The sequence below is a fragment of the Cellulosimicrobium sp. TH-20 genome (assembly GCF_002105775.1).
In the GTDB taxonomy this organism is placed as follows: Bacteria; Actinomycetota; Actinomycetes; order Actinomycetales; family Cellulomonadaceae; genus Cellulosimicrobium; species Cellulosimicrobium funkei.
This window is the reverse complement of the sequence record NZ_CP020857.1, coordinates 1,816,654-1,828,509: the sequence shown is the minus strand read 5'-3', so window position 1 is coordinate 1,828,509 and position 11,856 is coordinate 1,816,654. Positions and strand designations below refer to the sequence as shown.

General features: G+C 76.4%; 11 protein-coding genes and 1 tRNA gene. 3 read left to right on the top strand and 9 right to left on the bottom strand.

Features of this window, described 5'->3' with window-relative positions; translation table 11 throughout:
- Window positions 1-9: 9 nt before the first annotated feature.
- The 6 genes from pth to B8281_RS19515 all read right to left on the bottom strand — a co-directional run bounded on the left by pth (window position 10) and on the right by B8281_RS19515 (window position 6,240).
- Window positions 10-612, bottom strand: a complete 603-nt coding sequence (gene pth / locus B8281_RS08155; RefSeq protein WP_085387451.1) for an aminoacyl-tRNA hydrolase — start codon at window positions 610-612, stop codon at window positions 10-12.
- A 121-nt stretch (window positions 613-733) separates the two neighbouring features.
- Window positions 734-1,360 carry a 50S ribosomal protein L25/general stress protein Ctc gene (locus tag B8281_RS08150; protein WP_061268693.1) on the bottom strand — a complete coding sequence of 209 codons (627 nt, stop codon included), beginning with the start codon at window positions 1,358-1,360 and terminating at the stop codon, window positions 734-736.
- Between the two features lie 349 nt (window positions 1,361-1,709).
- Window positions 1,710-2,852: an acyltransferase gene (locus B8281_RS08145; protein WP_198163185.1), complete on the bottom strand. Its 1,143-nt coding sequence runs from the start codon at window positions 2,850-2,852 to the stop codon at window positions 1,710-1,712.
- Window positions 2,853-3,017: 165 nt separating this feature from the next.
- Complete coding sequence (locus B8281_RS08140) at window positions 3,018-3,740, bottom strand: GPP34 family phosphoprotein (RefSeq protein WP_085387449.1); 723 nt, start codon at window positions 3,738-3,740, stop codon at window positions 3,018-3,020.
- 68 nt (window positions 3,741-3,808) lie between these two features.
- Window positions 3,809-4,453 carry an SIMPL domain-containing protein gene (locus tag B8281_RS08135; RefSeq protein ID WP_232322725.1) on the bottom strand — a complete coding sequence of 215 codons (645 nt, stop codon included), beginning with the start codon at window positions 4,451-4,453 and terminating at the stop codon, window positions 3,809-3,811.
- A gap of 281 nt (window positions 4,454-4,734) precedes the next feature.
- Entirely contained in the window at window positions 4,735-6,240 is a 1,506-nt protein-coding gene (locus B8281_RS19515; RefSeq protein ID WP_198163184.1) for a hypothetical protein, read from the bottom strand.
- Between the two features lie 227 nt (window positions 6,241-6,467).
- On the opposite strand from B8281_RS19515, the gene B8281_RS19510 reads away from it, so the two are divergent.
- A complete protein-coding gene (locus B8281_RS19510; RefSeq protein WP_198163183.1) occupies window positions 6,468-7,286 on the top strand; it encodes a hypothetical protein in 819 nt (272 codons plus the stop codon).
- A 3-nt stretch (window positions 7,287-7,289) separates the two neighbouring features.
- On the opposite strand, the gene B8281_RS08125 is transcribed toward B8281_RS19510, so the two are convergent.
- The 3 genes from B8281_RS08125 to B8281_RS08115 all read right to left on the bottom strand — a co-directional run bounded on the left by B8281_RS08125 (window position 7,290) and on the right by B8281_RS08115 (window position 10,122).
- Window positions 7,290-8,273 carry a ribose-phosphate diphosphokinase gene (locus tag B8281_RS08125; protein ID WP_021483711.1) on the bottom strand — a complete coding sequence of 328 codons (984 nt, stop codon included), beginning with the start codon at window positions 8,271-8,273 and terminating at the stop codon, window positions 7,290-7,292.
- A 67-nt stretch (window positions 8,274-8,340) separates the two neighbouring features.
- Window positions 8,341-10,020: a bifunctional UDP-N-acetylglucosamine diphosphorylase/glucosamine-1-phosphate N-acetyltransferase GlmU gene (glmU, locus tag B8281_RS08120; RefSeq protein WP_085387446.1), complete on the bottom strand. Its 1,680-nt coding sequence runs from the start codon at window positions 10,018-10,020 to the stop codon at window positions 8,341-8,343.
- Window positions 10,021-10,050: 30 nt separating this feature from the next.
- A tRNA-Gln gene (locus B8281_RS08115) sits at window positions 10,051-10,122 on the bottom strand.
- Between the two features lie 317 nt (window positions 10,123-10,439).
- Between B8281_RS08115 and B8281_RS08110 the strand changes: the two genes are divergently transcribed.
- Together B8281_RS08110 and B8281_RS08105 are read left to right on the top strand one after the other, a co-directional pair.
- Complete coding sequence (locus B8281_RS08110) at window positions 10,440-11,042, top strand: TetR/AcrR family transcriptional regulator (protein WP_085387445.1); 603 nt, start codon at window positions 10,440-10,442, stop codon at window positions 11,040-11,042.
- 166 nt (window positions 11,043-11,208) lie between these two features.
- Entirely contained in the window at window positions 11,209-11,814 is a 606-nt protein-coding gene (locus B8281_RS08105; RefSeq protein WP_144723075.1) for a hypothetical protein, read from the top strand.
- The last annotated feature ends 42 nt before the right edge of the window (window positions 11,815-11,856 follow it).

Below are 11,856 nucleotides of genomic sequence, written 5' to 3'. Positions count from 1 at the left end.
CGGGGCGGGTCAGGCTCGGGCGTGGTACTTGCCCTGCGCCGCGAGCAGCCCCTCGGTGAGCAGCATCTCGACCGCGTCGGCCGCGTCGTCGAGGAGGAAGGGCAGCTCCTTCGCCTCGGTGCCCTTGAAGTCCTTGAGCACGTAGTCGGCGGTGTCCATGCGGCCGGGCGGACGCCCGACGCCGCCTCGGACCCGCACGTAGTCCTTCGTGCCGAGCGCCTTGGTGATGTCGCGCAGCCCGTTGTGGCCGCCCTCGCCGCCGCCGATCTTCAGCTTGACCGCGCCGAAGGGGATGTCCACCTCGTCGTGGACCACGACCACGTGCTCGGGGTCGATCCCGTAGTACTTCGCGAGGCCCGCCACGGGCCCGCCCGAGACGTTCATGTACGTCGTGGGCTTCGCGAGCACGACGCGCGGCCCGGGGCGCCCGCCGGGCAGCATGCCGAGGCGCGCCTCCGCGACGGCGGCCTGCGCGCGCGGGTGCCGCGCGAACCGGGCGCCGGCCCGGCCCGCGAGGACGTCCAGGACCATGTGGCCGAGGTTGTGGCGGTTGCCGGCGTAGCCGGAACCCGGGTTCCCGAGCCCGACGACGAGCCACGGCTGGTCGCTCATGTGCACCGTTCCTTCGCTGACGTCCTGCACGGTCCCGGCTCCCGACGCGCACGAGGCGTCCGGCACCAGGGTGCCGGACGCCTCGACGAGAGCATGGCGCGGACGACGTCCGCGCGGGGGGTCACTCGCCCGCGGTCGCCTCGGCGGCGGCCTCGGAGCCGGCGGCCTGCTCGGCGGCCTCGGCCTCGGCGGCCTCGATGTCCGCCGAGTTGTCCTGCGGCACGGAGATCGTCACGACGACGAGCTCGGGGTCCGTCGTGAGCGTCGCGCCGGAGGGGAGCTTCACCTCGCCCGCCGTGACGGTCGTGCCGGCCTCGAGGCCCTCGATGGAGACCTCGACGGACTCGGGCAGGTGCGTCGCCTCGGCCTCGATGGCGAGGGTCTGCAGGTCGACGAGGTGGATGGTGCCGGGGGCGGACTCGCCGGTGACGGCGACCGGGACCTCGACGGCGACCTTCTCGCCCTTCTTCACGATGAGCAGGTCGACGTGCTCGATGACGTTGCGGACCGGGTCGCGCTGGACGTCCTTGGCGATGGCGAGCTGGCCCTTGCCCTCGAGCTCGATGGAGAAGAGCGCGTTCGAGTGCTTGAGCGCCAGCATCGTCTGGTGGCCCGGCAGGGTGACGTGCACCGGAGCGCTGCCGTGGCCGTAGAGGACGGCGGGGATCTTGTCGGCGCGGCGGATGCGGCGCGCGGCGCCCTTGCCGAACTCGGTGCGGGCCTCGGCGGCGAGCTTGATCTCGGACACGTGGATCACTCCTGGAAGATGCGTTGCGGGCCGGCCGCCAGTGGGGGACGGTCGGCTGTCCGGACGGTGAGAGGGCCTCCCGGACGGGCGGTTGCGTCGGCGCGGGACGTGTGACGGGCGCGCAGGAGGACGACCGCCCAGTCGATAACGGAGATCCAACAGGTCTGGCTGACACGTGCGGTCCCGCGCCGCCGGTGTGCTCACCGGTCCAGCGCTGCCGGCCGTCAGACGTCCCTCGCCGAGGCAACCTGATAACTGTACCCGGGCGCGGCGCGAGTCGGAAACCCGCTCCCCGCCGCCCAGCCCGGAGCCGCCGCCGCGAGGCGCGCGGCCGTCGACGGGAAAGGCGTCAGGGCGTCGCGTCGGCCCGGGCGGTCTCGGGACGGGGCGCGGGCCGGCCGGCGAGCCGGCGCGCGAGGCTCCGGGGCAGCTCGTACAGCCAGTAGACCGGGGTCCGGGAGACGACGGCGTGCACGCCGACCGAGGCCAGGGTCGCGACGAGCGCCAGCACGGGCGGCGCGAGCGCGGCCACCGGGGCGGGCACGGCGTCGAGCGCGTCGCCGCCGACGAGCAGGATCGCGTGGATGACGAGCATGTGCGTGAGGTAGACGGGCAGCGTCCGCGTCCCGAGCGCGCGCAGCGGCCGCAGGCCGCTCGTCGCGACGCCGAGCACGATGCCCGCGGCCACCCCGAGCACGCACACGACCCACAGCAGGACGCCCGACGCCACGTGCGCCGCGAGCACGCAGCCCGCGACCCAGAGCGCGACGACGCCCGCGCCGGTCCACAGCGTCAGGCGCTCGGTCAGCCCCAGGACGCGGTCGCGCAGGAGGAGGCCGCCCAGGAAGAAGACGAAGTACTTCGGCGCGCTGTCCCAGGCGTTGTTCGGCAGCTCGAGCGCGAACGCGAACGCCGCGAGCGACACGGCCGCCGCCCCGACGAGCTGCACGCGCGGGGACAGCCCCGAGAGCAGCTTCGCGACGACGAAGAACACCGCGAGCGCCCAGAGGAACCAGCGGATCCCTGACGGCCACACCCACGCCGAGAGCGCGGCAGTGCCGACCTGCAGGGCGGGTCCGCCGTCGTCGGCCAGGCCGGGCGGGAGCTCGAGCCCGACGAGCGCCTCGTGCACCGGGTCGGGGTCGCCCGCGACGACGGCCCCGAGGAGGTAGCCGAGCGCCCGGACGAACGGCCACAGGAGCAGGAGCCAGGCGAAGAGCGCGACCTTCGAAGCGAGCAGCGCACGCCAGGGCCCGCGGACCCACTTCCCGGCGAACAGGCCCGCGACGGCGAAGAAGAGCGGCATGCGCATCGTGCCGAGCGCCGCGTTCACGCGGTCCCACCCGGCCAGGACCGTGCCCCAGGCGCCGGAGAGGTCGAGGTCGCCGAGCGCGCGCGTCGCGTGCAGCACGACGACGAGCAGGATGGCGAGGCCGCGCGCGGCGTCGGGCCAGCGCAGGCGTACTCGCTCGGCGGTCTGCTGCCGGGGCACGTCGTCACCTCCGGACGCTGCGGGCGGGTCCGCGCGGGCGCTGCCACGACCGGACCGGGAGACCCCCGGCCGTCGGGACCGACGCGGACCGTGCGAACCTACCCTCGCCACGGCGACGGCCACGAGGGCCTCGCCGTCATTTCACCCGGGCGAGATCGCGCGCGCTCAGCCCGTCGCGGTGGTCGTCGCGACGGTCGTGGCCACGGTCGCGCCGACGAGGATCACCGCGGTGACCTCCTCGACGTACGCGCGCACGGCCTCGCTCGCCCAGCTCTCGCGCGCGATCTCGCGCGCCCGGGCATCGACGTCGCGACGCCCCGCGGGGGTGCGTCCGGGCCCGCCGTCGGCGTCGCTGCCGCCGCTCGCGAGCACCCGGCCCGCCTGGCCCGTCGCGGCGAGCAGCGCGACGATCGCCGCCGCGCGCGCGTCCGGCGCCTGCCCCTCGACGAGGACGCGTCGGAGGTCGGCCCGCACCGCGTCCTCGTGGCGGGAGTCCGCCGCGGGGAAGCGCGTCGTCGGGAAGATGCCGAGCACGCGGCCCTCCTCGCGCCGCAGGACGCCGCGCTCCGCGAGCGCCGCGACCGCGCGGGCGGCGGGCCGGAGCCTGGCGATCGGCGCGACGAGCGCCTTCGGCGTGGAGCCCTCGCGCGCCCGCACGACGTCGAGCGCCTCGTCGAGCAGCGCGTTGCCGGTCGGGGACGCGTCCCGCACGACGATGCGGCCCACCCGGCCGCCGTCGCCGTCGCCCGCGAGGTCGGCCCGCCCGAGCAGGGCGAGCTCGACGAGCAGCGCGCCCGCGGCGACCTGCTCGCGGTACGAGGCGTCGACGACGGCCTTCCCGGTCACGTCGTCGAGCGTGAGCAGCAGGTAGTCCTCGAGGATGAGCATGGGTCCACGCTAGGACCGGGCGACGGGGCCGGGCACCTGCCGTTTGTCACCGGTGCCCGGTGCAGGTCTCACGCCGTCGGCGACGCCGGGCCCCGGTCCGCCGGGTCGGCGAGCTCCCACCGGACGGTGACGGTCGCGCGGACCTCCTGGCTGCCCGGCTCGACGACGAGCGCGTCGCTCGTCGCCTTCGCCGCGAGGACGCGCGCCACCGGGGCGGGCGCGCCGTCGTCCTCCCGGATCTCGACGACCGGACCGAGCGAGCGTCCGGCGAGGCGGGCGTACTGCTCGGCGCGGGCGCGCGCGTCGGCGAACGCGGCCTCGCGCGCCGCTGCCGCGAGCGGGGCGGGGTCCCCCACCGCGAGGCTGGTCGAGTCGAGCCGGCCCGTCGGGCCGGCGGCGTCGAGCGCCGCGCGCACGACCTCGCCGCTCGCCCCCACGTCGCGCAGCGTCGCGCGCAGCGTGAGGCGGGCGGTCGTGCGGGGGCCGTCCTCGCGCTGCTCGGTCCACGTGGACGTCTGCGACGTGCGCAGGTCGGACGGCGCCACGCCGTGCGCGACGAGCGCGTCCCGCGCCGCGGCGAGCCCGGCGTTGGCGCGGTCGAGCGCGTCCTGGACGCCGGGCGCGCTCGCTTCGGCGCCGAGCTCGACGACGGCGACGTCCGGCGTGGCCGTCACCGCTCCCTGACCGGTGGTCGTCACCCCAGAGCCGTTCATGGCCGTCATGCTCGCACGGACCGCCCGGCGTCGCTCCCGTTTCACCCGGGTGAGGGCGGCACGGACGGCCCGCGGCCTGCCACTCTCGTGTCAGAGGGGCACGACGTCGTGCCCGTCACCGCACCCGGGAGGTCCGCGTGAGACGTCTCCTCGCGCTCGCCGTGCTGCTCGTCGCGCTCGCCCCGGCCCCGGGGGCGGCCGCCGCGGACGCTGCGGGCACCGACCCGGCGGCCGCCACGACGCCGCGCGCGTGCGCCGACGCGCTCGCGCTGCTCGACGACTCACGCCCCCGGGACGCGCTCGCCCTGATCGACGCCTACCGCGCGACGGCCACGTCCCCCGCGAACCCGGCGGCGCGGGCCACGGCGTGCGCCGACGTGCGGGACGCGGCGGTCGCCGCGCGGGACACCGCCGCGACGCTCGCCGCCGAGGCGGAGGCCCTCGAGCCCGGCGGGGCGCGGCCGACGTCCGGGGAGGCCGAGTCCTGGGCCGCCGCGCAGGCCCGCGCGGAGCAGGCGCTCGCGCTCGACGCGCAGGACGCGCGGGCCGCCGCCGTGGTCCGCGCGGCGCAGGAGGAGGAGACGACGGTCCCGGACCGCGCGGCGTCCGCCTGGGACGGGTTCGTCGAGGCGGTCTCCCCCCTGGGTCCGCTCCTGCTCGCGCTCCTCGTCGGCGTCCTCGTGCTCGCCGTCGTCGCGCGGCTCGTCGTCCCCGTCACGCTGCGCTGGCCCGTCCTGTCCGCGGGAGAGCGCGTGCGCGCGGGCGCCGCCGGGTGGGGCGCCCTCGTCGCCGGCGCGGCGCTCCTCGTGTGGGGTCCCGCCGCGGGCGCGAGCACATGGACGGGCTCCGGCGTCGCGGGCGTGACCCTCGCGGTCGTGGTCCTCGTGCTCGGGTTCGTCGCCGGTGTCGTGGCGGTGGCGCTCGCCCTCGGGCGGCTCGTCGCGCCGGGTGCCGGCCCCGACCGCACCCGCTGGTGGGCGTGGGCGACCGCCGTGGCCGGCGTCGCCGCGGTCGCGGCCGTCGTGCTCTCGGCCCGCGCCCTCGGGGGCCCGGGCACCGTCGCGGCAGGGCCCGTCGCGGCGGGGTCCCTCGCGGCGGGGGCCGTCCTGGCGGCGCTCGGCGTGCTCCTCGTCGCCACGGTCCTCGCGACCCGGCTGCGGCTGACGATCGAGGTGACGTCGGGCCGCTCGGGCGACCGGACGACGTCGCACGAGGGGACGGGCGGGGCGCGCCTCGTCGCGCTCCTGGGCGAGCTGGGCGCCGAGCCGCCGCGCGGCCTGGAGGTGCCCCGCGGCACGGACATCAGCGCCCTCAGCGGGTCCGCGCTGTCCGAGCTGCCCCAGGGCGCGTTCGTCAAGGCGGTCGTCAGCCTCGCCCAGGGCGTCGTCGGTTCGGTCCCCTGGCGGGTCACGGTCGAGGAGCGGGACGCCGACCACCTGGCCGTCGTCGTCACGAGGAACGGACGGGCCGCGGGCTCCGCCGCGCTCGACCGGGCGGGGCTCCTGCGGTTCGACCCCGACGACCCGGCGTCGGCCGCCGCCGCGGCGCAGGTCGACCTCTACCGCGCCGCGGCGGCCGTCGTGCTGCTGACGCTGGCACGCCACCACGCGGGCTTCGAGGGGCTGTGCGGGGCGACGTCGTGGCGCAGCCTCGCCCTCCAGTACGTCGCCCAGAGCGACCTCACCGACGCGCCGGACCGGGAGCGGGAGCTCCTCGCGCGCGCCGTCGACGTCGACCCGCGCAACGACCTGGCCCAGGTCGCCCTCGCGCACGCCGAGGGCCGGCACCACACCCTGCGCGAGGACCTCGACGCGTACGGCCGCTGGCTCGACGGTTCGTCGCCCGGACGGCGGGCCGCAGCGGGTACCGCTCGCTGCGGCTGCGGGCCCAGTACTCGCGCGCCGCGACGACGGTCAACGCATGCTTCGCCCCGGGCCGCGACGGGGACGACCCGGCGGGCAGGCTCGACGCGACCGCCGTCGACGCGGTCCGCGCGCTGCTGGAGGCGCTCGCGGTGGAGCGTGCCGCGGGGCGGGAGGACGCGCTCGTCGTCCGGCTCCAGGACGCCGTCGAGAGCCTCTACCGCCAGGCGGAGGCCGCGGCCCGGGCGCTGGAGCCCGTGGCACCGCAACGGGTGCCGACGGCACCGGGGACGGAGCCGGGCGAGCCGAGCGAGACGGCCGAGACGCCCCGGGAGCGCCTGCGGCGCGCCTACCGGGCCGCCCTGGCCCGCGACCCCGAGGGCGCGGACGCGCCGTCCCCCACGACCCCGACCGGCGAGTACAACCTGGCGTGCACGTACGCCGTCCGCACGACGCCGCTCGGTGCCGCGGACGCGCTCCGCACGACCGACCACCTGCGGCGTGCGGTCGTGCTCGCCGACCTGCGCGCGTGGCTCCACGACGACCCGATGCTGGCCGCCTACCGCGAGCGGCCGGAGTACGCCGCGGAGTTCGGGCAGGACCCGCTCGACCTGCTCGCGGTCGCCCCGTTCGCCCGGTACGCGCCGGCCCTGCGCGCGTGGGGCCTGACGACGGAGCAGCGGATCGTGGCGGCCCCCCCGCCCGACCTCGCGGCGCTCCTCGGGACGACGCCCGAGGAGGCCGCGAGGGTGCGCGCCGCCGCGCACCTCGCGGCGGACCTCCCGGCGCTCCCGGGCCGCTGCGACGTGCTCGACGTGCTGCTCGCGCACGACGTGGGCGCCCTGCCCCCGGCCGGGCAGGGCCTCCCCGACGACGTCGCCGGCGCCCTGCGGTCACGCGTCGGGCGCCTGCGGCTCACGCCGTCGGAGCGCGACCGGCTGTGCGCCGCGCTGGCCGGGTGGCTGGGCTGAGCCTCAGCTGTTGCCGTCGAACAGCGAGGTGACCGAGCCGTCGTCGAACACCTCGCGGATCGCGCGCGCGATGAGCGGCGCGATCGAGAGCACCGTGAGCTGCGGGAACTGCTTGTCCGCCGCGATGGGCAGCGTGTCCGTGATGACGACCTCGCTCGCCCCGCACTCGGACAGGCGCTGGGCCGCCGGGTCGGACAGCACGCCGTGCGTCGCGGCCACGATGACCGACCGCGCGCCCGCGGCGAGGATGACGCGCACGGCCTCGGCGATCGTGCCGCCGGTGTCGATGAGGTCGTCGACGAGCACGCAGTCGCGGCCCTCGACGTCACCCACGACGCGGTTCGCGACGGCCTGGTTCGGGCGCGTGACGTCGCGCGTCTTGTGGACGAACGCGAGCGGCCCGCCCCCGAGCTTCGCGGCCCACTGCTCGGCGACGCGGATGCGGCCCGCGTCGGGCGAGACGACCGTGACGTTCGACGTGTCGACGCGCGAGCGCACGTAGTCGGTGAGGATCGGCATCGCCCACAGGTGGTCGACCGGCCCGTCGAAGAAGCCCTGCGTCTGCGCGGCGTGCAGGTCGACGCTCATGAGACGGTCGGCGCCCGCGGCGGTGAACAGGTCGGACATGAGGCGCGCCGAGATCGGCTCGCGACCGCGGTGCTTCTTGTCCTGGCGGGCGTACCCGTAGAACGGCTGCACGACCGTGATCGTGCGGGCCGAGGCGCGCTTCGCGGCGTCGACCATGAGCAGCTGCTCCATGATCCACTGGTTGATCGGCGCGGTGTGGCTCTGGAGGATGAAGACGTCCGAGCCGCGGACCGACTCGCCGAACCGGACGTAGATCTCGCCGTTCGCGAAGTCGTACGCGGTCGTGGGCAGCAGGTCGATGCCCAGCTCCCGCGCGACGTCGTTGGCCAGCTCGGGGTGCGCGCGCCCCGAGGCGAGGACGAGGGACTTCTCCCCGTTGCCGGCGATCGTGCTGCTCATACCAGTGGGTTCCTTCGGTGGGGTTTCCGGGTGCGGGGTAGGTCTGAGGTCGGCTGGCCGGTCGCGGTCAGTCTGTCGTGGTGGCGGGGCGACCGCCACGCAGCGCCTCGAGCGTGTGCTCGAGCTCGGGCGCGGGCGGCGGCGGGGTGGGGCGGTCGGCCGTCGCGGCGGCGCTCTGGTCCGCGAGCTGGGCCTGCGCCTGTGCGCCGAGCGGGGGCGCCTCCGGGTCCGCGGCGCGCGCGGCGGCCGCGGCCTCGGCGGCGGGCGTGCCGGCGCGACGCCGCTCGACCCAGCCCTCGATGTTGCGCTGCTGGCCCCCGCTCACGCCGAGCGCGCCCGCGGGCACGTCGCGGCGGATGACGGACCCGGCGGCGGTGTACGCGCCGTCGCCGACGCTCACGGGCGCGACGAACATGTTGTCCGCGCCGGTGCGGGCGTGCGAGCCGATGACGGTGCGGTGCTTGTGCACGCCGTCGTAGTTGACCGTGACCGACGCGGCGCCGATGTTCGTGTGGTCGCCGATCGTCGCGTCGCCGACGTAGGACAGGTGCGGGATCTTCGACCCCTCGCCGATCTCCGCGTTCTTCGTCTCGACGAACGTGCCGATCTTGCCCTGCGCACCGAGCACGGTGCCGGGCCGCAGGTACGCGAACGGTCCGACGGACGTCCCCGCGCCCAGGACCGCGAGCGAGCCGTGCGTGCGGGTCACGGTCGCGCCGGCGCCGACCTCCGTGTCGGTGAGCGTGGTGTCCGGGCCGACCGTCGCGCCCTCGGCGACGACCGTCGCGCCGTGGAGCTGCGTCCCGGGGAGGAGCGTCACGTCGCGCGCGAGCTCGACGTCGACGTCGACCCACGTCGTGGCCGGGTCGACGACCGTCACGCCCGCGCGCATCCAGTCCTCGAGGATCCGGCGGTTGAGCTCGGCGCGCAGCGTCGCGAGCTGCACGCGGTCGTTGACGCCCTCGACGACCGTCGGGTCGTCCGAGACGAGCGCCCGCACGACGCCGCCCTCGGCGCGCGCCGCGGCGACGACGTCCGTCAGGTAGACCTCGCCCTGCGCGTTGTCGCGGCCGAGCGTGCCGAGCCCGCGCCGCAGGACGGCGGCGTCGAAGACGTAGATCGACGCGTTGATCTCGCGGATCGCGAGCTCGTCGGCCGACGCGTCCTTGTGCTCGACGATGCGCAGGACGTCGCCGGTCGTCTCGTCGCGGACGACGCGGCCGTAGCCCGTCGCGTCGTCGAGCTGCGTCGTCAGCATCGTCACGGCGTTGCCGTCGGCGACGTGCGCCGCGAGGAGCTGGGCGAGGGTGCCGCCGTCGAGCAGCGGGGTGTCGCCCGCGGTGACGACCACGGGGCCCTCGAGGCCGTCGCCGACGCCGCGCCCCTCCTCGCCGTCGGGCAGGCCGTGGACGAGCGCCTGCGCGTGCGCCTTCGCGTCGAGCGCGGCGAGCGCGCACTGCACGGCGCGGCCCGTCCCCGGGATCTCGTCCTGGTCCACAACGACCGCGTCCGGGTCGACCGACACGGCGTGCTCGGCGACGCGGTCGCGCTCGTGCCGCACGACCACGGCGAGCAGCGCCGGGTCGAGCGAGCGCGCGGCGACGAGCACGTGCCCGAGCAGGCTGCGGCCCGCGAGCGTGTGCAGCATCTTGGGGGTGGACGACTTCATCCGCGTGCCCTCGCCTGCGGCGAGGACGATCACGGCAGCGGGGGCGACGGTGGTGTCGGTGCCCTGCTGAGCTTCCATGGGTGTTCCCCTCGGGATCGGTGGCACGAGCTCCGCCCCCAGGACTCGAACCTGGACCAAGGGCACCAAAAACCCTTGTGCTGCCGATTACACCAAGGCGGACCGGACCCGGCGACGCCCTGCTCGTCACGTGCTCGTCACGTGCTCGCCACCTGCCCGTCGCCGCGCCCCGGTTCGACCCGGGCCGCGGCGGGCGGGCCGGGTCCGGGAACAGTCTGCCAGGTCGGTCCCCGTGCCCGACGCCGCGCGTGCCCGTCTCGCCCCATCCGCGCCGGACGCGGGGCGTGGCCCGCACCACACCCGTGCGCGCGCCCGCCCGACGACGCCCGCGCCGGCGGGCGCGGACCCTCCGGCTGCGGCGACCGCCCGCACGGCATGATGGACCTGTGGCCGACTCCAGACGCACCCCCCGATCCCGCATGACCGCGAGCCAGCGGCGCGAGCAGCTGCTCGCCGTCAGCCGCAGGCTGTTCGCCGAGAAGGGGTTCGAGGGGACGAGCGTCGAGGAGATCGCCGCGCGCGCCGAGGTGTCCAAGCCCGTCGTGTACGAGCACTTCGGCGGCAAGGAGGGCATCTACGCGGTCGTCGTGGACCGCGAGGTGCAGGCGCTCACCGCGGCGCTGTCGGGCGCGCTCGACGAGGGCGGCCACCCGAAGGTGCTGCTGGAGCGCACGGCGCTCGCGCTCCTGTCGTACATCGAGGCGTCCGAGGACGGCTTCCGGATCCTCGTGCGCGACTCCCCCGTCGCGCAGGCCACGGGCACCTTCTCGAGCCTCATCGGCGACGTCGCGACGCAGGTCGAGCACCTCCTCGCGCACCAGTTCCGCACGCGCGGCCTCGACCCGAAGGTCGCGCCCATCTACGCGCAGATGCTCGTCGGCATGGTCGCCCTCACCGGTCAGTACTGGCTCGACGCGCGCTCCCCCAAGAAGACGGAGGTCGCGGCGCACCTCGTCAACCTCGCCTGGAACGGCCTCGCGGAGATGGAAAAGCGGCCGCACCTCATCACCACGAGGTCCTGACGCAGATCCGCCCTCCGAACCCGCGTCATGACAGCGGGGTCAGCCCGTCTCTCTGGCGGCAGAGCAGAACGACGAAGCGGGGCAGCGGATGCACGGGCACGACCGGTCGGCCGACCAGGGGTACGGCGACCCACGGGACGAGATCCGTCCCACGGTCTGGGGGTACGTGACCTGGACGACCGCACGGTGTCTGCAGGGCGACGTCCCGGGCTCGCCCGCGCGCGTCGTCCAGCGCACCGACGTGCTCGTCCCGGGCCTCACCCCCCACGAGCTGGACCGGGTGCGCCGGCACGCGGAGTGGCGCGCGTCGGTCGACGTGGTGCGGATCGGCCTCGTCGCGGGCGTGACCACCGCGCTCGCCGCCCTGGTCGCCGGGCGGAACCTGGCGGCGCCCGAGACGCTGCTCCTCGCCGCCGTCCTCGGGCTCGTGGCGGCGCTCCTCACCGTCGTGCTCCTGCACCTGACGGGCCCGCGCCTCACGCGGGTCGAGCGTCGCGCGCTGCGCCGGGCCGTGGAGATCCGGCGCGTGCGGGTCGCGCCCCCGACGTCGGCCGTGATGCGCGTGCTCGTCGCGATGAGCGCCGTCGAGTCGGTGTCCGGGCGGCTCGACGAGCAGGACGCCGCGCTCGCCCGCGAGCTGCTCTGGGTCTCGCTCGACGCCGTCCGGCGCGACGACGCCGCAGCCGTCGACGAGGCGACCGGGACGATGCTGCGCCTCGCCGTGCGGGCCGCGCGGACGCTGCCCACGGTGCGCGACGAGCACCTCGGCTGACCGGCGGGGCCCGACCTCGGCAGGGGCGCATCCCCTGCCTCC

Bases quoted from the DNA above. Each gene is read 5' to 3' on its own strand.
- pth (WP_085387451.1), bottom strand. From the start codon at position 612: ATGAGCGACCAGCCGTGGCTCGTCGTCGGGCTCGGGAACCCGGGTTCC.
- B8281_RS08140 (WP_085387449.1), bottom strand. From the start codon at position 3,740: ATGCTCATCCTCGAGGACTACCTGCTGCTCACGCTCGACGACGTGACC.
- B8281_RS08135 (WP_232322725.1), bottom strand. From the start codon at position 4,453: ATGAACGGCTCTGGGGTGACGACCACCGGTCAGGGAGCGGTGACGGCC.
- B8281_RS08125 (WP_021483711.1), bottom strand. From the start codon at position 8,273: ATGAGCAGCACGATCGCCGGCAACGGGGAGAAGTCCCTCGTCCTCGCC.
- glmU (WP_085387446.1), bottom strand. From the start codon at position 10,020: ATGGAAGCTCAGCAGGGCACCGACACCACCGTCGCCCCCGCTGCCGTG.
- B8281_RS08110 (WP_085387445.1), top strand. From the start codon at position 10,440: ATGACCGCGAGCCAGCGGCGCGAGCAGCTGCTCGCCGTCAGCCGCAGG.